We start from the raw sequence: 22,770 nt of genomic DNA, 5'->3' as shown, positions 1-22,770 counted from the left end.
CCCAATTGGTGCAAACTAATAATCAGTGGGATAACCCCCCACTGATTAAAGTTTCACTTTATCATTTCGTCAATTGATGTCTAAACGCATAAATAACCGCCTGTGTCCGGTCACTTACATTTAGCTTATTTAATATATTACTCACATGTGTCTTTACTGTTTTGAGGGCAATAAATAATTCATCCGCAATCTCTTGATTACTTTTCCCCTCTGCAATTAATAACAAAATTTCAGACTCTCTTTCTGTTAACTCCTCATGCAAAGGTTGTTCTTTCTTCTGACGCATACGAGACATCATTTTACCAGTAACTTTTGGCTCTAATACCGTTTCTCCATCATAAGTAGCTCGTACAGCGTCTGCTATATCACTCGCTCTTGATGTTTTTAATAAATAACTTGTCGCTCCCGCCTCAATAACAGGATACAATTTCTCATCATCTAAAAAGCTCGTTACAACTACAATTTTCGCTTCTGGCCATTCCTGAATAATTGCACGTGTTGCTTCAACCCCATCCATTTCGTCCATGACAAGGTCCATCAAAATAATATCTGGTCTTAATTGCAAAGCTAACTCTGAACCTTTTCTTCCATTTTCAGCTTCTCCAACTACTTCAATATCTGGCTGCGTTGATAAATATGCCGATACACCCATTCGAACCATTTCATGATCATCAACTAGTAATACTTTTATCATGACTCTCCCCCTCTCTCAATTATAATCGGTACTTTCACTTCTATTTGTGTACCTTTATTTGGAAAACTAAGCACTTTTAATGTACCACCAATTTCATGAACTCGCTCTTGCATTGATCTTAATCCGTACGAACCAGCTTTATTAACCCCTACTTTAAAACCGACACCATCATCTATAATTTTCAATATTGCATATTGCTCAATTTTGCGTAGACGTACTTCCGTTTTCTTTGCCTTCGCATGCCGTAAAGTATTAGACAGCGCCTCTTGTACAATACGGAATAAATGATCTTCTACACCTTTTTTTAATTGAATCGGTTCAATTAACCATTCAATTTTCATATGTTGCTTTCTAGACAGTTCTGTTAATAATTCTTCTATACCCTCTGTTAGTTTCTTACCTTCTAACTGCACTGGGCGTAAATGAAGAAGCAATGCTCTCATTTCTGATTGTGCATTTACAACCATATTTTCAACGAGCTGCAACTGCTTTTTCGTCGTTTCTGGAATTTCAGCTACTTGTTCATTAATAGCCGACATCATCATCGACATTGCAAAAAGCTGCTGACTTACAGAATCATGCAGCTCCCTCGCCAATCGATGCCTTTCCTGGGAAATCGCTTCTTGTCTCATCTCTTCATTCCAATGAGCTCGTTCATTCGTTACTTTTTGAAAGAGTCCAGCTTGCTCCTCTAATCGACGAGCCAGAACGATTACTTTTCGTTCCACTTCATGAAACTCATCATCTGCAGTAAATGAAACATCGCTCGGAAAATTCCCTCGCTCTACTTCAAATAGAAAAGTATTTAATCCTTGTATACGCTGCTCTATATAGTAACCGATTGCATATCCTACAATTCCCCCGATAAGTAAACTTGTAGTCATAATAAACAAGCCAATTGGAACAGAAGCGATGGATTCCTTCCATAATAAATCATACACTTGTTGCTCGCTTTTCCATACATATACAATTGTACAAATAAGTGCGATACTAACAGAGGACAACATAGAATAACGAATATACATCCACGAAATATTTTTTTGTTTTTTCATTATACTTTCCTCACTTCCGTATCGCCTACGACAAGCGAAGAAATAATTTTAATACGACGAGGAGCCTCTTTATACTGCTCTGTTTTAAATGTAACATTGCGATTAAACCCTGTCTCTTCATGACCTGGCAAGAGCACACGTCCGACAATAACAGAATGATTTAAAGACAGTTCAATATCATATGGCACATATAAACGAATATTACCAACGACACCTCGAATAACAATTACTGTCTCCCCTTCTGGGATCATAGCAGTTGTTAAATCTATTTCCACATCACAAGCACCATATTGAACATTAATATCCTCAAGTTCATAAATATGATCCATCATTCGTATATTCCCTACAAACATATTTTTTAAATATGGTTCTGTACGATATATTTGCTTCTCTTCGTCTATAATCCCTTTTTCTTTAATTTCAACCTTCATTGCTTTTTGCTGATGTCCTTGTTGAATCAGTTGATAACCAATTAAAGCTAAACAAGCAAATACGACAAGAACAAATGCTGCTGATGAAAATAAGAAGAATAAAAATACGATACCACCAACAAATAAAAATACATTTCCCCGTACGTAACGATTCTTTTTACGATAATGCCTTCCGAACATAAGCATAATAAATGCAAAAATGAGACCACCTGGTTCAAAATGTCCAAGTATCATATCAAGAAAAAGACCGAATCCAAATATGATGAGGAGCATCCCCATTAATTGTGTTTTTGAAAATTGTTTCTTCATTTCAGCTCCCCCCTTCTTGTTACATATACATAGAAGAAAAGGCATTGCTTTCCAACACCTTTTCTCCTATCACTATATCATAAGCCTGTTTTATAATATACTACTATTATTTTGTTAACTCTTTCGTTAACGATACATCATTCTTTTCTTTCATTTCACGCTCAAGCTTTGCAATCTTCATATCAAATGTGTCACGTTCATGCTCCTCATTCATACGAGTTTCTAAGTCGCGGATATGATCTTCAATTTCTTCAAAGCGTAAGAACGGATTATTCTCATCCATTTTATGCATAGCAGTATTCATACGACGATTTGCATGTGCCATATTTTCACGTGCCATTAATTCCATACGTTTCGCGTGCATTTCTTTTAATTTATTTTTCATCTCAGAAAGACGACGCTCCAACTCATCAATTTGCTCTACAACACCTGCATACATTTCTTCTAATCGAGTTACTTGCCCTTCATAATACGCTACTTCTTCTAACGCACGCTCATGTAGTTGTAATTCGCCTGCTTCTTGAGCAATGATAGCTTGCTTTGATCTTTTATTAACGAAATAACGTGCTTGCTCAAGCTCACGAGCAAAATTTGATTTTAATGTTTTATGGCGCTCAATTAACTTCTCAATTTTTGTTATTTCACGCTCACTATCGCGTAAATATTGATTTAACATCGCTATTGGATTTTTTCTTTCTTTCTCATCTAACACATTATGAAAATCTGCTAAAATTGCATCGCGTACACGTCCGAATAAAGTTTGTTTCATTATAATCTTCCTCTCTTCTACTTTATAAATTTGATTTTTATTAGTTTTTTATTAGTTTTTTATTAGTTTTTCATTAACTTGTTCCACTCATCTTCAAAGTTGCTATATGGTTTAGAACTTTCTGATGCAGAATCAACAACTACATTTTTTTCTTTTTTCCACTCACGGTATCCGTAGTATAAAACTACTAATGCTGCGATACCGATTAATGCTGGGGAGTGCGAAAGTGCAATGGATAAACCGATTAAACCAACAATACCCCAAGCTAACTTTCCAAAAAATGATTGTGCTCGCACAAATGATTTATAGCTCCAGTACACAACTCCTGCTCCGATTGCGAATCCTACAATACCAGCAAGGCTACCAAGAGCAATTAAAGCCAAAATACCGGCCGCGATAAACGCTAGAAATTGTTTCATCTTGTGCTTGCCTCCCTTCGATTTGATACTCTTATCTTAACTATTTTTTCATTTTTCCATAACGAGCTTAAGAACCGTTTTCGACTCAGACTTAAGACCGAGTTGCATTCAGCCTTTTGTAAAAACATACGGTAGGATAGGATGATTCACTCTTTTATCGCACATAAAAAGCCGTACAGAGAACATTCTCTGTACGGCTTTCGTTACTATTTCATAAACTTCATTTTACTTATGCTGTTTTATGATACTCTTTCTTTCCCGCTACTTTAGAAAACCTCGGGAAACCAATTAATATAGAAATGATTCCGCATACTCCAACTAAAATCGGATAAAACGCATATGGTAACAATTCAATCGGAGATAACGCTGCAAATCCTGCTGCAGTTAACATTTGCGCACCATACGGAATTAATCCTTGCACACAACACGAGAAAAGATCTAATACACTCGCTGATTTACGAGGATCAATTTCATATTGGTCTGCAATGTTTTTCGCAAGCGGACCTGTAAAGATAATAGAAATCGTATTATTCGCTGTACACATATTCGTCATACTCACTAAGCCAGCAATACCGAACTCCGCTCCTTTTTTTGAACGAATGTTACGAGTTAAAATATTCATTAAATATTGAATACCACCATTATATTGAATCAGTTCGACCATACCACCAATTAAAATAGCAAGTAATACTAACTCCATCATACCGCCCATTCCAGTCGTTACACTTTTAAAGAAACTCTCTAACGTGTAACTACCATCTAAAAGACCGATAACGCCGGATAGTACAGTTCCACCAGTTAACACAATAAGTACATTCCAACCCAGTAGCGCTGTAATAAGTACTCCTGCATACGGTAAAATCTTTATCCAGTCAAAGCTATGCGCTTTAATCTGCGTGTCGCTTCCTAAAGTAATGATTACTAATAGTACAATTGTAATAATAGCTGCCGGTAATACAATTAAAAAGTTCGTTTTAAACTTATCTTTCATTTCTGTTCCTTGCGAGCGTACAGCTGCGATTGTTGTATCTGAAATAAATGATAAATTATCACCAAACATCGCTCCGCCAACAACTGTCGCCATCGTAAGTGCAATTGAGATATCAGTTTGCCCACTAATACCTACAGCAATTGGTGCTAATGCAGCAATTGTTCCCATTGAAGTTCCCATCGCTAATGAAATAAATGCCCCGATAACAAAAATTCCAGCTACGATAAATCCTTGCGGTAAAATTGATAACGCTAAGTTAACTGTAGAATCAACGCCGCCCATCCCTTTTGCTGTTTCAGAGAACGCTCCTGCCAGTACAAAAATTAAAACCATAATCATAATATCTGGATTCCCTGCACCTTTAGCAAATCGTTCCACTTTTACATTAAAGCTTTCTTTACGATTCATTGCTAAAGCGACTCCTACAGCAATTGAAATCGCTACAAGTATCGGCAATTTATAGAAATCACCTGTAATAATTCCAGAACCAATAAATAGTGCCAAAAATATTCCAAGCGGTAATAAAGCTAAACCATTTCCTCTCGTTTCTTTCAAAGTATCATCTCTCCCTAGTTTTAAACCTTTTCTACTGAACAACAAAAGACCTCTTCCAACGAGAAGAGGTCTTATACATCTATAAGAAACGCTCTTCTCATCTTTCAAGCACATGCTTGCTGGATTTGGCACAGCACTCTGAAATCGAGTCCGCTGCCGAGGCATCGTAGGGCCAGTCCCTCCGCCTCTCTTTATAAGAAGGTTTCATATTTATTTTTTAATAATAATTTCTTCCCTAACTTTACTCGCTTACAAAACAAAAGTCAATTATTTTTTGTATAGATTTTTTTGGTAATTATGCAAAAATTTGAATACAATACTCATTTTAACTTTTGGATTTCTTCTTCTAATATTGAAATCCAATAAAATTCACTATTGTTTATTGCAGCTATTATCCATTTCGTAGTGCACCAAGCTAAATCATACTCTTCTTTTGTAACATCGGCACTTTTATAAGCACCCTCTAGCTCATCTTCATCGAGTACATACATCTTACCGTTCGGTAATAACACTACATCTAAATATAAATCATCAAAATACGGTAAACCACGGTCGTCTATTTTATATTCTTTCGTCACATCGATGTAATATTGCACTAATTTTTTCTGATCATCTAACATGGCTGTAATCGCAAAGTTCTCCCCATTTATGAAATATTGAATCCACGTATACTGATTCCCTGCAATACAAAGTTCTTTCCCATCATATTCTTTATAACTAGGTTCCCTAACCTTTTTTATTTCCAGTATTCCTAGCATTCCCTCTTCTATTTGCTTAACCGTATAATCTTTCTCTATTAGTCGCTTCCACGAAGAACCGTCACCATATTTACGTTTCATTACGTCCGCTCCCCTTCTATATAGAAAAGCCCCCACATATTATGTGAGAGCTTGTTCAAATTATAATTTAAGCTGCTTGTTTATTGGAAATTTCCTCTAAATAAGCTTGTCCTTTTTCAGCGTCATACTGACCTTCCCACTTAGACATAACTACAGCTGCTAAAGAGTTACCTACAACGTTAACTGCTGTACGGGCCATATCTAAAATACGGTCAATACCAGCGATGAAGGCTAAACCTTCAGCTGGAATACCTACTGTACCAAGTGTTGCTAATAATACAACGAATGATACGCCCGGTACACCCGCAATACCTTTTGATGTAACCATTAATACAAGTAATAATGTAATTTGTTGTGTAATGGATAATTCAATACCATACATTTGCGCTAAGAAAATTGCTGCAATTGCTTGATATAGTGTTGATCCATCTAAGTTAAACGAATAACCTGTTGGAATAACGAAAGATGTAATTGCTTTCGGACAACCGAATTTTTCCATCTTCTCCATAATTTTCGGCAAAACTGTTTCTGAACTTGCTGTAGAGTATGCTAAGATCAGCTCGTCTTTTAAAATCTTAAAGAATTGGAAAATGTTAATTCCAAATAGTTTCGCTGTAAGTCCTAGTACGACTACAACGAAGAAAATCATCGCACCATATACAACTATGACTAATTTCCCTAATGGAATTAATGAAGATAAGCCAAACGTCGAAACTGTTACACCAATTAATGCGAATACACCAAACGGTGCAAATTTCATAACTTGGTTAGTCACGTAAAACATCGCATCTGCTACACCTTGGAAAAATTGAAGAACCGGTCTCCCTCTTTCACCAATCGCCGCAACTCCTAAACCAAATAGTACAGAGAAGAAGATAATCGCAAGCATATCGCCCTCAACCAATGATTTCATAATATTCGTTGGAACGATATTCACAAATGTATCTGCAAACGAATGACTTTGTACTTGAGATGTTGTTTCTGCATATTTAGAAATATCAGTCTTTGTTAATTGATCCATATTCACGCCTTTTCCCGGTTGGAAAATATTCGCTATTAACAGACCAACAACAATTGCAAGTGTTGTAATAATTTCAAAGTAAATAATTGTTTTTCCGCCTAGTCGGCCTAATTTTTTTACATCGCCAACACCAGCAACCCCAACAACAATACTTGCTACAACAATCGGCACAACGATCATTTTAATTAATCGGATAAAAATATCACCAATTGGTTTTAGGTACCCTACAACTGTGCTATCGCCATAAAAAATTGCCCCAACCGCGATACCTAGGGCAAGTCCTATTAAAATTTGCCATGCAAGTCCTATTCTTTTCATACTTGTTGTAACCCCCTCTTCGATGTGTCACTCTATCTCTCATTCTATCTCTATAAAACTTGAAATTAAGAGTATTACATATTATTCGACAATTCACTACATTTTGTCCCTGTTAAAAATCATAAATCAAAATTTAAAATCTGACAACAAAATAAGTTTGCCCGAACGCAAATAATTTTCTTGACAAAAACAAAACCCATGTCAGAAAACCTCACATGAGAACGATTCCTCACCAGTGTTTTATTGGTTTCCTAAATAACCTTTCATTATATAAAATAGCCTTCCGTTTACCTTTATTTTACAAATTTAATCAACACCAAATTTTTGTGGCACGCATAAAAAATGCAAACACATAACAATTAAGGCTAAAAAATGATAAATTCCGACAAAACTTAGCAAAATTATAAAATTTTCTTTACATTATGGTTACAACGATAGACACCCTTCTTCTTATGATATATAACATTCATAGGGAAAGGAGCCAGACAACCATGAAAAAGAAATTTGCAGCGTTCAGTGTTTTAGCAGCAGGAACGATTTTTGTTTCTCCGTTACTTTCACCTGCATACGCTGAAACGAATCAAGATAAATTATCTAATATTCAATCTGAATTAGAAGGAAAACAAAATGACTTACAAAATAAATCAGCCGAGAAAGAACAAATAGAAAAGGAAATTCAAGAATTACAAAAGAAAATCGACGATTTAACTACTTCTATTAATAAAAACGAAGCTGAATTAAACGATACAAAAAAAGAAATTAGTAAAACACAACAAGTAATTACTGAGAAAAAGAAACATATAGAGCAATTACAAACAAACATAGATACACGTCAGGAAGTTATTAAGCAACGTTTACAATCTATGCAAGAAAAACCTCGTACAAATATCATTACAGAGGTATTAACAAATTCTACAAACATTGCTGATCTTGTTGATAATATGTATTCTGTCAGTTTAATTTTAAACAATGATACTGATATTGTGAAAAAACAAACAACTGACCAAAATGCTGTGACGAAAGAAAAAGAGGCTGTCGAGAAAAAAGAGCAACAACTAAAAGAATCTGAACAGAAATTAGTTCAAAAACAACAAGAGTTGCAAACGAATCAACAACAGCAGCAAACATTTATTAGCGATCTACATACGAAAGTAGCAAAAGTAGATTCAGAGATTGAAGGATTAGAAGAATCTAAAGGTATTTTAGAAAATCAGCGTCAAGCTGTTCAAAAAGCAATTGAAGAAGAAAAACGTGCCGAAGAGGCTCGTAAAGCTGAAGAAGCCCGCAAAGCTGAAGAAGCTCGGAAACAAGCTGCTACATCTGCCCAAACAACTCAAGCTGTTCAAGCAGCCCCAACACCACACGATACAAATATTGGCGGCTTTATTAAGCCAGCAGCTGGATCAAAAACTTCTGGGTTTGGCGTGCGCTCTATAGATAATCATAAAGGAATCGATATCGCAGCTTCGGGAACTGTTCCAATTATCGCTGCTGCAGATGGTGTTGTTATTCGCTCGGAACTATCATCTAGTTACGGAAACGTTGTGTACTTATCCCACCGTATAAACGGAAAAACATATACGACAGTATATGCTCATATGAGTAGCCGTTCTGTATCAAATGGACAAACTGTAAAACAAGGCACTCAACTTGGATTTATGGGTAATACTGGTCAATCATACGGACAACATTTACACTTTGAACTTCACCTTGGAGAATGGAATGTCGGCAAGACAAACGCAGTTGATCCATCTCCTTATATCGGATTATAAAAAACTCGGTGCATACCGAGTTTTTTATTTACACTTCACACAATATAGGCTTCCCACATAGACTATAACTAAATGCCTATAGTTTACGGGGTGATCGACTATGAATACACAATTACTACAAGAAATAGAAGAAGCTAGAGAAACTTACATTGGCCGGCTATTTACATTTGGCGGCTCCGCGTTATTTTTAATCGGCTCATTTCTCGCAGTCATCACAGCCTATAAAGCATATAATCGTTTATTAAATACACCTACAACATAATAAAAAGACGGAGAAATCTCCGTCTTTTTATTATGCAAACATTTTAAATACGCCTATCGCATTTAAAAATACAATAATTACAGTTACCGGAATAACATAACGAAGCAAGAAGAACCAAATATTAAATAATGTTTTCCCTTTCGTTTCCGTAACTTCTAATTCTTTCATTAATAACTCTTTACTCATTTTATTTGGTACAAACAATGAAATAGCCAGTACTCCTAGCGGCAACAATACGTTACTTACCGAGAAGTCGACTAAGTCAAAGAATGTTTTCCCGAATATTTTCACATCACTCATAATGCCAAACGATAAAGCTGATGGAATTCCAACTGCAAAAATAAGAATACCAATTAATAATGATGCTGACGGACGCTTTTTTTCATTGCCTTTCGCGACAGATGCTACTACAATTTCAAGCATGGAAATCGCAGATGTTAAAGTCGCAAAAAAGAATAAAACTAAAAACATAATGAAGAAAAATTGTCCCAATGGTATTTTCGCAAATACTGCTGGAAGGACGATAAACAGTAGTCCTGGCCCTTCAGTCGGCTTAACGCCTAATGCGAAAATCGCTGGGAAAATTGCTAATCCTGCCAGTACAGTAACAAAAATCGTTAAGCTTACAATAGATGTTGCTGATTTAGCTAAATGTTCTTCTTTCTTTAAATACGAGCTATACGTGACCATTACTGAGGCACCTACTGTTAGTGAGAAGAAAGATTGTCCCATCGCATATAAAATCGTATCTGCTGTCAGTTTTGAAAAATCTGGTTTTAAGAAGAATTCTACCCCAGCCATAGCACCATCAAGTGTTAACGCACGAACAATGATCGCAATAAATAAAATAAATAATAGCGGCATCATGTACTTACTTGCCTTCTCTATCCCTTTTTCTACTCCTTTACTTACGACAAAAATCGTGCAAAGCATAAAGAGAAATTGCGCTCCAATCGCACTTACTGGATTTGAAATCGTTTCACCAAACAATTGCCCATAATCAGCAACACCATTCCAGAAACTTCCTGTAACACTATAGTATAAATATAGTAAGATCCATCCACCTACAACACTATAGAACGAGAGTACACTAAAACAAGTAACAACTCCCATACGACCAATCCAAGGATACAACTTGCTATTTGGCACTAATACTTTATACGCTGTAACTGCCTCTTTTTGCGTACTACGTCCAATAACAAATTCAGCTAAAAGAAGCGGCATACCTATAAATACAGTTAATAGTAAAAATACAAGGAAGAATGCGCCTCCTCCACCATTACCTGCAACATACGGAAATTTCCATATTGCACCAAGACCTACTGCGGCTCCGGCTGCTGCGAGTACAAAGCCTATTTTCGACGTCCATTGCTGTGTTTCTTTCATCATAAATTCTCCTTTTCTGAATATTTAAACTTTTACTAATTATACACTTTCATTTCATACTCGCACACCTCCTTTAGAAAATAAAAAAGTCCCCTACACGCAAATATGCATGTAGAGGACGATATATGTAATATAAATACCGTGGTACCACCTCAATTGGATTGATAAATCCCACTTGTTCAAGTACAGGAATAATTCCGATACTCTATCCTTTTAACGGCGGAACCCGGGTTGCCTACTACAATGTTCAACATACCTCTCGCAAGCCCATTCCGTATATTTTATCGTACCGGGCTCACACCTTACCCCAGCTCTCTGAACGTATCAAATATACATACTCTTCTTGCTCATCGATTTCATCTATTGAAGTTACTTGTGATTATAAATTATATTTTTATATTTGTAAAGTACAATTCATTCACTAGCCGACATGAATTTTTCTCTCTAATTCTTGTAAAAACAGTTCTCTTTTTTGTTCACTTTGAACGTATATCGACTTTAATACTTCTTGCAACAATATATTTCTCTGCCTTTTCTCTATTTGTAATTCTTTCACTTTCATTCTAACTTCGTATAAAAAATCAAGATACGCTTCATACGCCTCATCATATTTATTTGCGATATCATCACGAATTTTTTTTGCAAGCTTCGGGCTCGCCCCCCCAGTAGAAACTGCTATATTAAGCAAACCACGATGAATCGCCGCCGGAAAATGAACATTTCCACTTTCCGGGTTCGTAATAACATTTACTAATTGATTCTCTGTGCTATCTTCAGCAACTTGTTCATTTAATACAGCATCACCACTCGCTGCAACAACTAGAAAAGCATCTTTAATATCACTTTTTTCATACTCCCTTTGATACCAACGAATTTTCTTTTCTTCCACAAGTTTCACTAAATTCGCATCCAATTCAGGACTTACCACAACTATATCCGCACCTTGTTTTAGTAAAGGAATAATTTTGAATCCAGCGACTTTTCCTCCACCAATGACAACAACACGTTTCTTCTCAACTCGCACTGTAAGTGGATACATATTGATCTCCCTTCAATAATTTCTTCGTTTTCTGAATTAACATATATTGAAACGCTTCATTCTTTCCTAAATACGGACTTATTTTTATCTCATCCACCTCATATTGGCGCACTTCTTTTTCAATATGTTTCATAAGTAAACCTGTAAATAACAAGTAAGGCAGCACAACGATGTTCTTTTCTTTTCGTTCAACAACTTCCTTTAACTTCTCCTCAAATTTCGGCTCAGCAGCCGCTAAAAAACAAACCTCTACTTTTTTAATTTTCTCTTCCGTTTGAAATAAAGAAGCGATCCAGTTTATATCTTTTAATACTTCAGGATCACTACTCCCTCTTGCAACGAGAAGTAGCGTCACTTCATTATTATCTTCCTGTTCGATACCGCTTCCGCTATACACCGATTTAACAAGTGTTTCTGATACACCAAACGGATTACCATAGGTCACTTTAACATTCAAAAATTGATTATTTAACTTTTTCAATTCAAACGGGATATCTTTTTTTACATGACCTGCCGCTAACAGAAAAACTGGAATAACAATAATCTCTGTAGCACCACGCTTCACACATGTACGGAACCCTTCATCAATAGTTGGACTCGCTAACTCTAAAAAACAAACTTCTTGAACACTTGCTTCTACACGGTTCATGCATGACGTAATAAATGCAACCGCTTCTTCTTTAGCTGCTTTCAGACGACTTCCATGACATATATATAAGATGGCTTTCATTTTATAACACTCCGCTTACTTGATACGTACTTTCTGTCTGTTTCTCAAACCAATGAATCTTTTCTCTAAAACGGACCACTTCTCCAATTACAATCATGCTCGGATTTTGAATTTGTTCTTTTTTTGCAACATCTACAATTGTTCCTAACGTCCCAACAACTGTGCGCTGCATAGATGTCGTTCCCCGCTCAATAATAGCAGCAGGCGTACTTTTATCTTTTCCATACTTCATCAGTTGTTCACATATGTAGGGTAAATTACTAACCCCCATATATACAGCTAAAGTCTCTACACCTTTCGCTAAATTTTCCCACTTCACTTCCTCTTCAGCATCTTCTTTCCTATGCCCTGTCACAATAGCAAAACTTGCACTTGCATCACGATGTGTCACTGGAATACCAGCATAAGCAGGAGCAGCTATTCCAGCTGAAATACCAGGTACGATTTCAAATGGTACACCTTGCTTTGCTAACGCTTCAGCTTCTTCTCCCCCTCTACCAAATACAAATGGATCCCCGCCCTTTAGCCTCGTTACAACTTTTCCCTTTTTCGCATATTTAATAAGAAATGTGTTAATTGTCTCTTGCTTCATCGTGTGATAATTTGGTAGTTTTCCGCAATAAATTAAATCCGCTTCAGGCTGTGCATAGGAAAGCAACTCTTTATTCACGAGACGGTCGTATAAAATAACATCTGCCTTCTCAATACATTTCAACCCTTTCACAGTAATTAAATCTGGATCACCAGGACCTGCACCAACGATATAAACCTTCCCCATCATCTCTCCTCATTTCTATTATTAAAGTGAAACTTCCATCCTTATATACGAATGGAAGTTTTCATTATTTCGTATTACCTTTTCCCTACTCATGAATAACAAATGCCGCACCTTTTCGAATCTTCTTCTTTTCAAATAGGGAAATCTCCTTTACTTCTGGCAGCGGTAAAAAATGCTTTTCAAGCTCCATCTCCGCGAGCTTAAATGCCTGTTCTTCACTTTGAGCAACAACAACAATCGGAACAACACTATTTACTAACACAGCTTCAAATCGATATAAATCCATATTGTCCCCCCTAAGACGCTATTACTTCTTCTAAAACAATATTTAACGCTATTTGTAATGTCTCTACACCAACACGACCGACAAAATCATAAAACGTTTCAGCTGGTAATTTATTCTCTTTGAAATAACCTATAAATGATGCAAGTACATCAGGTAGATCCTCGCCATCTATTTTCCCTTTTAACTTTTGATTGTAAGCACCGCCCTCTAACAACGTTCCACCTACATATATTTCAAATGCTTCAACAATTCCTTTTTCCTTCGTTTTCATTTTCACCCCTTGTAATCCAATGTCAGCAATTTGACGTTGCCCACATGAATTCGGGCATCCTACCATATGAATTCGTACCGGAACATCGAGTGCAATTTGTGTATCTAAGTATTCGGCAATTTGACGTAATCTTTCTTTCGTTTCTACTAAAGCAAGATTGCAATACTCAATACCAGTGCAGGAAACCGCATGACCAATAAATGATTTCGGACTTGCTGATATCGCTTCAAACAACGGCTCATTTAGTAAACCCGTTACATTTTCTGGCGGAACATTCGGAATAATGAAATTTTGCGAGTTACATGTACGAATTTGTCCATTTCCATACTGCTTAGCGATTCTTGCAATCTCAAACATTTCTTCTGCATGTAAACGTCCTACCGGCACATTAAAACCTACATATTTTAGTCCATCTTGTTTTTGATCTTGAACACCATAGAAATATCCTGCATTCCATCCTTTGAGAGCACTTTCTCCCTTACTTTGTAAAGGCCCTGTATACTCTATTAGTTTCTCTTTAAATTTCTCTGCTCCCCAGTCTGCAACAAGAAATTTCAAACGAGCTAAATGACGTTTTTCACGGTATCCAAAATCACGGAATATCGTAGCAATCGCAATCGCTACCGTCTTCACTTCTTCTGGTAAAACAAATGCATCTAATTCATCAGCTAAATATGGACGAGCGGATAATCCACCACCTACTTTTATATGAAAACCAACTTTTTTCTCACCATCTATTTCTTTCGTTGCAGGTGTAAATGCAACACAGTTAATCTCTGCGTTTGCTGAGTTATAAACGTTAGAACTAATAGACATTTTAAATTTACGTGGTAAATTAGAAAACTCTTCATTATGTTGGAAATAGTCATATACCTCTTTCACAATACCAGTTGTATCAAACAGCTCATTTGCATCAATACCAGCAAGTGGATTCCCTGTAATATTACGCGTTATATCACCACAAGCCCCAGCTGAAGATAACCCAACTCTCGCTAATCTTTTAAAAATATCTGGGATTTGATGAATTTCTAACCAATGAAACTGAATCGCCTGTCTTGTCGTAATATCTATTACGTCACGCCCATAATCCTCAGCGATAGAAGCAAGCACTTCTGCCTGTGCATTCGTAATAATCCCTGAAGGAATATTTACACGCATCATAAAATAACCAGCTTCTTTCGGTCTTTGTAAATACAACCCTGCCCATTTGAATGCGTCCCACTCTTCTTTCGGAATAGATTCAAACCCATTCTCCGCATAGTAAGGAATATCATTAAAAATTTCCAATCCATCTTTTTTTAATTTATTTTTCTCAGTTTGATTTAACTTTTCATTGTTAGCCCATGCTTTTTCATAACTCATTTTTAAATCCCCCTATATAAAACTACGCTCTTGTAGGTACTTCACGATTTGTTCTGCACATTCTTCAATAGAATACTTGTGCGTTTCTACAATTAATTCCGCTTGTTCTGGTTCCTCATACGGTGAATCAACACCAGTAAATTCTTTAATATCACCTTGTCTTGCTTTTTTATAAAGCCCTTTCGGATCACGCTTCTCACACTCTTCAATTGGACACTTTACAAACACTTCTATAAACTCATCTACAGCTAATAAATCCCTAACTTGTTTTCGGTCTACTCGAAATGGTGAAATAAACGCTGTAAGAACAACCGTACCTTGATCTACAAATAGCTTCGCCACTTCGCCAATCCGTCTTATATTTTCCATACGATCACTTTCAGAAAAACCTAAGTCTTTATTTAAACCGTGGCGTATATTATCCCCATCTAGTACATAGTTTCCAATATTTTTTTCAAATAGTTTACGAGCAACCGCGTTCGCCACCGTAGATTTACCTGAAGCTGATAGACCAGTAAACCAAACTACAAAACTATGATGCCCACTTTTTACTCTTCTCTCATCTTTTGAAACAGATGCTGTATGCCAAGTAATATTCGTATCCATCTCATTCTCTCCCTATTCTGTTACTACTTCTTTTTTCAAACCTTTAATTAGCACTTCCACTACTTCTTTACGACTAAATGTACTCGGTGGAACCTCACCGTTTCTTAATAGCTCTCTTACTTTTGTACCTGATAAAATGACATGATCCTCTTTTCCGTGCGGGCATGTTTTCGTCGAAGCCATCGCTTCGCATTTCGTGCAGTAAAAACTATGTTCAAAAAATAACGGTGTAATCCCTAACTCTTCCACTGTAAAGTTTGTAAAAATTTCTTGCGCTTCATAAGTCCCGTAATAATCTCCTACTCCTGCATGATCGCGCCCTACGATAAAATGGGTGCATCCAAAATTCTTTCTGACTAATGCATGGAATATCGCTTCCCTTGGTCCCGCGTAACGCATTGCTGCAGGAAATACACTTAAAAAGACACGATCTTTCGGATAATAGTTTTGAAGTAATACTTCATAGCTTTCCATCCTTACATCAGCAGGAATATCGTCTGACTTCGTTTCCCCAACAAGCGGATTTAAAAAGAGGCCATCTACAATTTCAAGAGCAGATTTTTGAATGTATTCATGGGCACGATGTACCGGATTTCTCGTTTGAAATCCAACCACTGTTTTCCAACCACGTTTTTTAAATTCTTTTCTCGTTTCAATTGGATCTAAATCATAAGAAGGAAACGGATTATTTTCAAAGCGTTTTGTAAGAACAATAGCTCCTCCGACGTAAACGTTCGGTCTTTCGTATAATTTTTTCACTCCAGGATGAGCCTCATCCGTCGTTTTATACACTAGTAACGCTTCTTTTTCCTTATCAGGCACAAAAATATCTTCTATTTGAATGACACCATATACATTTCCACCGTTAACAAGTTTTACTTCCTCTCCAGCTTTCAGACTCTCTGCTACTTCTTCTGTTACTGGTAATGTAATTGGTATACTCCAAACGCTCCCATTATCTAAACGAAGCGTTTCTACGACCGAATCATAATCTTTCTTTCCTAAAAAACCAGTAAGCGGGCTATACGCCCCTGTTGCTAATAGCTCTAAATCACTTAACGCAATGTTATCCAGTTGAATTTCTTTTTCAATTTGTGATACGTCGTATGTCTCGTCTATTCGATTTATTAATTCGTTTCTTGTACTCATTTTCTATACCCTCTCTTAGCTTTATTTTCAAATTCTTCTTATTGGTAATGAAGACCACATTCTGTTTTCACTTTCCCAGCCCATCTACCATCTCTCGAATCGCCACCCTCTCCTACAGGTAACGTACACTTCTCACACCCAATACTTGGATATCCAATATCATGCAGCGGGTTATATGGCAAGCTATGTTTGTATACATATCGCCATACTTCTTTCCACGTCCAATGAATGAGCGGACAAACTTTAATAGATTGAAAGCGATGATCTTGATTTATAAACTTTGTATGCTTACGCGTTTCTGATTGTTCCCTCCTTAAGCCCGATATCCACGCTTTTTCCGCTGCTAATGATTTTTCTAACGGTAAAATTTTCCTGATTTTACAACAAAGATTCGGATTACTTTCCCATAATTTTTCACCATGCAACTTCGCTTGTTCATCAAGTGTAAGTTCCGGCTGTTTTTCTATAATATTTAATGAAGGAAATCGTCCCCGCACTTTTTGAATTAATTCATACGTTTCTTGAAAATGAACATTTGTATCTAAAAATACAACTTTAGCAGATGGATTTACTTGGTTTATAAGATGCAGTAATACCATCCCTTCTACTCCAAAGCTACATGCGTATACAATTTCATTTTTATATTCTTTATAAGCCCAACTTAATACCGATAGCGCGCCTTTTGTTTCATCTTCTTCTGAAAATGAAACACTATTTTCTTCCCACGTTTCATACGTCAACATGTTTTTTCCCCCTGTAAAAGCAAAAAGACGGTTTTAACCTAATAAAATAGGTTAAAACCGCCTCTAGTTTTTCTAGTCAGCGCTTTTTACTTTAAACGTACTTTTTCACTTTTCTCTAATTGAATGACTTTTCCGTCTTGCACAACAATTGTAATTGAACCATATTTCATATCAGCAAGCATCGCTTGAATTTTCTCAGATACTTCCTCAAAATGTTCTCGTACACTCACGCGAACAGCCCCCCTTTTTATTCATAAAAAAAATCTTTCCCATTTCGAAAAGACTGTTCGGTAATATATTTTACCTTATCTTTCAAAATGGATTCCATTTTGCTGGATTTAGCACCTTGCTTTCTATAAGCAGGTTGCCGAGCTTCGTCGGGCCAGTTCCCTCCGCTTCTCTTGATAAGCTTTGTATTTGTATTTTATCACAATTCTGATTTTTTTCAATCCTAGTTTTCCGATATATTTTAATTATTTTATTTTACAAAAAAGGAATTGCCCATCCGAACAACTCCTTTTCTCTATTTAAACAAGTTCTTTAATACGTATGCGATCGTTCCCAATAATATTTTCATATGTTTCGCGTTCTACAACAATTTGTGATGTACCACCTTTCACGAAGACGACAGCTGGTCTACGAATCCGATTATAATTATTGGCCATCGAGTACCCATATGCCCCCGTACAAGAAACTGCTAGTAAATCGGCAGAAGCAACTTTCGGTAGATTAATATCCCAAATCAGCATGTCTCCACTCTCACAGCATTTCCCAGCAATCGAAACGAGTTCCTCATTCGTATCATTCCCTCGATTCGCTAGCATCGCTTCATAACGCGCGCTATATAAGGCAGGTCTTAAATTATCTGTCATTCCGCCATCCACTGATACATATTTCCGAATACCAGGAATGTCTTTCACAGATCCGACTGTATAAATTGTCGTTCCAGTATCACCTACAATGCTACGACCTGGTTCAACCCATATTTCTGGCAGCGGATATTCACATACTGTAAATTGTTCTCTCACTGCATTTGTTACAGCTCGCACATATGTCTCAAGAGTTAATGGCGTATCTGACTCTGTGTAGCGTATTCCGAATCCTCCGCCCACATTTAACACTTTTACTACATAATTCATTTGCTCTCTCACTTCTTCTAAAAATTGGCGAAGAACTTCAATTGCTCGAACAAAACCAGCCGTTTCGAATATTTGTGATCCGATGTGCGAGTGAATTCCTAGCACATTATAATTTGATTTTTGCAAAGCTAACTCAATCGCTTGCATCGCTTGACCATTTGAAACACCAAATCCAAATTTCGAATCTTCTTGACCTGTTGTTATATATTCGTGTGTATGTGCCTCTACTCCAGGCGTTACACGGATTAATATGTTCACAAATTTCCCATGTTGCATTGCTAAATCATGTAAGATTTCTAATTCTAAGAAATTATCTACTACAAAACAACCGATATTTGCCTGAAGAGCCATAATCATTTCTTCTTCTGTTTTATTATTTCCGTGAAAATGAATACGCGATGCCGGAAAACCAGCTTGGAGCGCAGTATATAATTCCCCTCCAGAAACAACGTCTAAAGACATATTCTCTTCACGAGCTACTCGGCACATCTCCATGCACAAGAACGCCTTGCTTGCATATGCTACTTGATAAGAGAAACCACTTTCTTTAAAAGCACGATGAAACGCGCGGCACTTTCCTCGAATAGACTCTTCATCGTATACATAAAGTGGTGTTCCGTATTGTTTTGCTAGCTGCGTCGTATCGCACCCACCAATTTCTAAGTGTCCTTGCCCATTGATTCGGCTTGTGCCGTGTAAATACATTTGAATTCCTCCCTTATTTCCTCTAAAACTCATAACCCCAATCTTCTATTCATTGCAGCACGCTTTTAGATAGACAAAAAACGCGCGGAACAATGTTCACACGCGTTTCTTATTAGGAAAAATATATATTGAAAAAATAAACGAGTTGTTATCTCCTCAAAATAAGAAACCGCATCAACATCTCCAAATAGCTCTCCATAAAATAAATATTATGACAGTACTACATTTATTCAATGCAGTCCCAATATATGAATAAGATGGTTATTCTTATATTTCGGCAATAGTCCCTTTCAACCTATGATCACAGATTCCATTAAATCTCCCATAGCTTACTCTTTCCTATTGCGGCCTCTACCTTTGAGAGTAGATGAGGTAAGTCTATTTAATTTTCAAACATCTAATTGTTGCTATTAACAATACCAAAGGACCATTTTATTTGTCAAACAATTTTTTATATTGTTTTTTTACAGTTTAATTTCGTATCATTTGGTAAGCGCTTTACTGAAACCTTTGTCACTTCCCATTCGCCCTCTTCGTTATTAAATGTAATCGTTACCTTCTCAAATGGTGGAGCAATTTTCCCAGCAACACGTTCATACTTCGTTACTTCAATACTCGCTTGAAATAAATATGTACCACTATACACTTTTTTTAAACTAATAATTTTAGGACATTCATAAGGCTTCAAGCTCCCATATTGTTTTTCAATTGCCTTATTTATTTTTGGAAATAAAACAGAATAAAGTGCATCTTCCATAAGGGGTGCATCATATTGCGCTACTGACATACTCGGTGAGGCAAAAAGTATAACACTACTGCATACTATAAAATATAATAATTTTCGCATTATAACCTCCGTTTTATTACTCGATTCTTTCTGCGCACGATAATTATCATACATAGAAACTCCGTTTTATTGTCTCCCACTGCCCTTTTTCTACTCAATTATTATAAAAAAGCCCACAACTCTCTTTTATTTTCGTATAATGATACTCATAGTATAATAAACATAATAACAAAGGACTGTTCGTATATAGAAAATGAGGCGCTAATCAAACCGGCTCACAAGAACCGTCATGCTTTTAGGAGAGGAGTATATTATGCTACAAAATCTGTTTCCAAAACTGCGATTTGCACTCGTTGCAGTCGTTTTATTATGGATAAAAACATATATTGTGTACAAGCTAGCATTTGATATTAGAATTGATAACTTCTTTGAAGAATTTATGCTTTTTATTAACCCACTAGCTTCGTTACTTTTATTTTTTGGTTTCGCTTTACTTGCATCTAAGTACCGAAACCGAATTATTATTGGAACCAGTTTTATACTGTCCTTTATTTTATTTGGAAATGCAATGTTTTATGGGTTTTATAACGATTTCGTTACATTCCCAGTTTTATTCCAAACAAATAATATGGCTGATTTAGGAACGAGTATAAAAGAGCTCTTTACGTATAAAACATTACTTTTATTTGCAGATGCAATTATTTTAATGTTTCTTTCGCGTAAATTTCCGGCATTTTGTGACAAGACCCCGCTTTCTCGCTCTGAGAAGCGAACTTTCTTTAGCGGTGTAACAGCTTTATTAGCACTACAAATTGTTGTTTCAGTTATTTATAAACCACAAATGTTCTCACGCTCATTTGATCGTCAAACTGTCGTGAAAAATTTAGGTTTATACACATACCATCTATTCGATATTACACTTCAATCTAAATCTTCAGCTGAACGTGTATTTGCAAGCGGCGACGGATTCTCTGAAATTAAAAACTATACAGACTCAAAAGATAAGCAAGTTGATAAAAACTTATTTGGAGCTGCAAAAGGGAAAAATGTAATTTTGATTTCAATGGAATCTACACAAAGTTTTGTTATAAATAAAAAAATAAATGGAAAAGAAATTACTCCATTTTTAAATGAATTTATTAAAGATAGTTTTTATTTCGATAACTTCTATCATCAAACAGGACAAGGTAAAACTTCTGATGCTGAATTTATCGTTGAAAATTCACTTTATCCGTTAGACCGCGGTTCTGTATTCTTTACTCACGCAACAAATGAATATACAGCTACACCAGAGCAATTAAAGAAATACGGATATTCTTCTGCTGTCTTCCATTCAAACGATAAAACGTTTTGGAATCGGGATGTAATGTATCCTGCACTCGGATATGATCGTTACTTTAATTTAAATGATTACGTAGGCACAGAACAAATGTCTGTCGGCTGGGGATTAAAAGATAAAGAGTTCTTTGAACAATCGATTCCAAAGCTAAAATCTTTACCACAACCGTTCTATACAAAATTTATTACTTTAACAAACCATTTTCCATTTCTTCTAAATCCAGAAGATCAATATGTTGATGAGTTTAATTCGGAAAGTGGTGTTGTAAACCGCTACTTCCCAACCGTTCGTTACACGGATGAAGCTCTTAAATTATTTATTAAACAATTAAAAGACGAAGGACTGTATGATAATTCCGTTATTGTCATTTATGGAGATCATTACGGTATTTCTGAAAACCATAACGCAGCTATGGCTCAGTTCCTTGGGAAAGACGCTATTACACCGTTTGATTCTATGCAATTACAACGCGTCCCTCTCATTATTCATGTACCTGGTCAAGAAGGAAAAGTCATTTCTAAAGTATCTGGTCAAATTGATATTAAACCAACGCTACTTCATTTACTTGGCATTAAAACAAATCAATCCGTTGAATTTGGGACTGACTTATTTATTAAAGAAAAAGACCCACTTATGGTAATGCGTGATGGTAGCTTCGTTTCGGAAGATTATGTTTATACAAAAAACATGTGCTATAAACGAAATACAGGTGAAGAAGCGGACATTTCATTATGTCAACCGAATATTGAAAAAGCAAAAACTGAATTGAAACTCTCCGACAAACTCATTTATGGAGATTTATTACGTTTCGATCCTAACAATCGGTATAAAACCGGAACAATGACAACGAAATTTGAATAGTGCAGGAAGCAACTTTATAAAAGTTGCTTCTTTTTTTTACTTATTTTTCAAATCATTCTTCCATGAAATCTTTCACAAATTGGGAATTTTTTTCGTATGAGGAAGAAATTTATGGTATGATAAAATAAGTAAAATTTCATACACTAATTAAGAATTT

General features: G+C 36.1%; 23 protein-coding genes, 3 riboswitches and 1 other annotated feature. Of the genes, 3 read left to right on the top strand and 20 right to left on the bottom strand.

The annotated features are described in order from the left end of the window. Positions 1 to 61 precede the first annotated feature (61 nt). From KVT31_RS12510 to gltP, 8 genes are all read right to left on the bottom strand, one after another. Entirely contained in the window at positions 62 to 694 is a 633-nt protein-coding gene (locus KVT31_RS12510; protein ID WP_000598709.1) for a response regulator, read from the bottom strand. Beyond that, positions 691 to 1,746 carry a sensor histidine kinase gene (locus KVT31_RS12505; protein WP_088095724.1) on the bottom strand — a complete coding sequence of 352 codons (1,056 nt, stop codon included), beginning with the start codon at positions 1,744 to 1,746 and terminating at the stop codon, positions 691 to 693. Before KVT31_RS12505 ends, KVT31_RS12510 begins: the two co-directional genes overlap by 4 nt. Next, positions 1,746 to 2,486: a cell wall-active antibiotics response protein LiaF gene (liaF, locus tag KVT31_RS12500; protein ID WP_088095723.1), complete on the bottom strand. Its 741-nt coding sequence runs from the start codon at positions 2,484 to 2,486 to the stop codon at positions 1,746 to 1,748. The genes KVT31_RS12505 and liaF overlap by 1 nt, the downstream gene beginning before the upstream one ends. Positions 2,487 to 2,592: 106 nt before the next feature. Next, positions 2,593 to 3,255, bottom strand: a complete 663-nt coding sequence (locus KVT31_RS12495) for a PspA/IM30 family protein (protein ID WP_088095722.1) — start codon at positions 3,253 to 3,255, stop codon at positions 2,593 to 2,595. A 62-nt stretch (positions 3,256 to 3,317) separates the two neighbouring features. Further along, entirely contained in the window at positions 3,318 to 3,674 is a 357-nt protein-coding gene (locus KVT31_RS12490) for a lmo0954 family membrane protein (protein ID WP_088095721.1), read from the bottom strand. A 229-nt stretch (positions 3,675 to 3,903) separates the two neighbouring features. After that, a complete protein-coding gene (locus KVT31_RS12485) occupies positions 3,904 to 5,220 on the bottom strand; it encodes a Na+/H+ antiporter NhaC family protein (RefSeq protein WP_064470128.1) in 1,317 nt (438 codons plus the stop codon). A 94-nt stretch (positions 5,221 to 5,314) separates the two neighbouring features. Continuing rightward, positions 5,315 to 5,420: riboswitch (SAM riboswitch) on the bottom strand. A 120-nt stretch (positions 5,421 to 5,540) separates the two neighbouring features. After that, the gene (locus KVT31_RS12480) at positions 5,541 to 6,059 is read right to left on the bottom strand and encodes a ribonuclease FAU-1 family protein (RefSeq protein WP_088095720.1); all 519 of its coding nucleotides are present in this window, start codon (positions 6,057 to 6,059) and stop codon (positions 5,541 to 5,543) included. Positions 6,060 to 6,126: 67 nt separating this feature from the next. Continuing rightward, positions 6,127 to 7,398 (bottom strand): glutamate/aspartate:proton symporter GltP, encoded by a 1,272-nt coding sequence (gltP, locus tag KVT31_RS12475; RefSeq protein WP_088095719.1) that lies wholly within the window; start codon positions 7,396 to 7,398, stop codon positions 6,127 to 6,129. A 491-nt stretch (positions 7,399 to 7,889) separates the two neighbouring features. On the opposite strand from gltP, the gene KVT31_RS12470 reads away from it, so the two are divergent. Both KVT31_RS12470 and KVT31_RS12465 read left to right on the top strand, forming a co-directional pair. Continuing rightward, positions 7,890 to 9,170: a murein hydrolase activator EnvC family protein gene (locus KVT31_RS12470; RefSeq protein ID WP_088095718.1), complete on the top strand. Its 1,281-nt coding sequence runs from the start codon at positions 7,890 to 7,892 to the stop codon at positions 9,168 to 9,170. Positions 9,171 to 9,270: 100 nt separating this feature from the next. Then, on the top strand, positions 9,271 to 9,432 hold the full coding sequence (locus KVT31_RS12465) for a hypothetical protein (protein ID WP_170930125.1): 162 nt from the start codon (positions 9,271 to 9,273) through the stop codon (positions 9,430 to 9,432). A gap of 30 nt (positions 9,433 to 9,462) precedes the next feature. Here the strand turns inward: KVT31_RS12465 and KVT31_RS12460 are convergent, their stop codons facing one another. From KVT31_RS12460 to KVT31_RS12405, 12 genes are all read right to left on the bottom strand, one after another. Beyond that, the gene (locus KVT31_RS12460; RefSeq protein WP_140392396.1) at positions 9,463 to 10,818 is read right to left on the bottom strand and encodes a sodium-dependent transporter; all 1,356 of its coding nucleotides are present in this window, start codon (positions 10,816 to 10,818) and stop codon (positions 9,463 to 9,465) included. A 111-nt stretch (positions 10,819 to 10,929) separates the two neighbouring features. Beyond that, positions 10,930 to 11,178, bottom strand: a binding site (T-box leader). 61 nt (positions 11,179 to 11,239) lie between these two features. After that, positions 11,240 to 11,857, bottom strand: a complete 618-nt coding sequence (locus tag KVT31_RS12455; RefSeq protein ID WP_088095716.1) for an NAD(P)-binding protein — start codon at positions 11,855 to 11,857, stop codon at positions 11,240 to 11,242. Next, entirely contained in the window at positions 11,832 to 12,587 is a 756-nt protein-coding gene (locus KVT31_RS12450) for a sirohydrochlorin chelatase (protein WP_088095715.1), read from the bottom strand. The genes KVT31_RS12455 and KVT31_RS12450 overlap by 26 nt, the downstream gene beginning before the upstream one ends. Before the next feature lies 1 nt (position 12,588). Beyond that, a complete protein-coding gene (cobA, locus tag KVT31_RS12445) occupies positions 12,589 to 13,365 on the bottom strand; it encodes a uroporphyrinogen-III C-methyltransferase (protein WP_088095714.1) in 777 nt (258 codons plus the stop codon). 85 nt (positions 13,366 to 13,450) lie between these two features. Continuing rightward, the gene (locus KVT31_RS12440) at positions 13,451 to 13,651 is read right to left on the bottom strand and encodes a DUF3906 family protein (protein WP_088095713.1); all 201 of its coding nucleotides are present in this window, start codon (positions 13,649 to 13,651) and stop codon (positions 13,451 to 13,453) included. Between the two features lie 10 nt (positions 13,652 to 13,661). Then, positions 13,662 to 15,284 carry a nitrite/sulfite reductase gene (locus tag KVT31_RS12435; protein WP_088095712.1) on the bottom strand — a complete coding sequence of 541 codons (1,623 nt, stop codon included), beginning with the start codon at positions 15,282 to 15,284 and terminating at the stop codon, positions 13,662 to 13,664. Positions 15,285 to 15,296: 12 nt separating this feature from the next. Beyond that, positions 15,297 to 15,890: an adenylyl-sulfate kinase gene (cysC, locus tag KVT31_RS12430; RefSeq protein WP_087979939.1), complete on the bottom strand. Its 594-nt coding sequence runs from the start codon at positions 15,888 to 15,890 to the stop codon at positions 15,297 to 15,299. A 12-nt stretch (positions 15,891 to 15,902) separates the two neighbouring features. After that, a complete protein-coding gene (gene sat, locus KVT31_RS12425; protein ID WP_088095711.1) occupies positions 15,903 to 17,039 on the bottom strand; it encodes a sulfate adenylyltransferase in 1,137 nt (378 codons plus the stop codon). 38 nt (positions 17,040 to 17,077) lie between these two features. Beyond that, the gene (locus KVT31_RS12420; protein WP_088095710.1) at positions 17,078 to 17,782 is read right to left on the bottom strand and encodes a phosphoadenylyl-sulfate reductase; all 705 of its coding nucleotides are present in this window, start codon (positions 17,780 to 17,782) and stop codon (positions 17,078 to 17,080) included. Between the two features lie 86 nt (positions 17,783 to 17,868). Beyond that, positions 17,869 to 18,012 carry a YezD family protein gene (locus KVT31_RS12415; RefSeq protein WP_000116163.1) on the bottom strand — a complete coding sequence of 48 codons (144 nt, stop codon included), beginning with the start codon at positions 18,010 to 18,012 and terminating at the stop codon, positions 17,869 to 17,871. A gap of 72 nt (positions 18,013 to 18,084) precedes the next feature. Continuing rightward, positions 18,085 to 18,193: riboswitch (SAM riboswitch) on the bottom strand. A gap of 116 nt (positions 18,194 to 18,309) precedes the next feature. Continuing rightward, positions 18,310 to 19,626, bottom strand: coding sequence for a diaminopimelate decarboxylase (gene lysA / locus KVT31_RS12410; RefSeq protein WP_088095709.1), 1,317 nt, complete (start codon positions 19,624 to 19,626; stop codon positions 18,310 to 18,312). A 180-nt stretch (positions 19,627 to 19,806) separates the two neighbouring features. Next, positions 19,807 to 19,988, bottom strand: a riboswitch (Lysine riboswitch). A gap of 89 nt (positions 19,989 to 20,077) precedes the next feature. Next, positions 20,078 to 20,473 carry a DUF3888 domain-containing protein gene (locus tag KVT31_RS12405; protein ID WP_170930124.1) on the bottom strand — a complete coding sequence of 132 codons (396 nt, stop codon included), beginning with the start codon at positions 20,471 to 20,473 and terminating at the stop codon, positions 20,078 to 20,080. A 253-nt stretch (positions 20,474 to 20,726) separates the two neighbouring features. Between KVT31_RS12405 and KVT31_RS12400 the strand changes: the two genes are divergently transcribed. Then, a complete protein-coding gene (locus KVT31_RS12400; RefSeq protein WP_088095707.1) occupies positions 20,727 to 22,613 on the top strand; it encodes an LTA synthase family protein in 1,887 nt (628 codons plus the stop codon). Positions 22,614 to 22,770: the final 157 nt, after the last annotated feature.

Source organism: Bacillus sp. GbtcB14, assembly GCF_019091205.1.
Taxonomy (GTDB): domain Bacteria; phylum Bacillota; class Bacilli; order Bacillales; family Bacillaceae_G; genus Bacillus_A; species Bacillus_A cereus_AG.
This window is presented reverse-complemented; position numbering and strand designations above follow the sequence as displayed.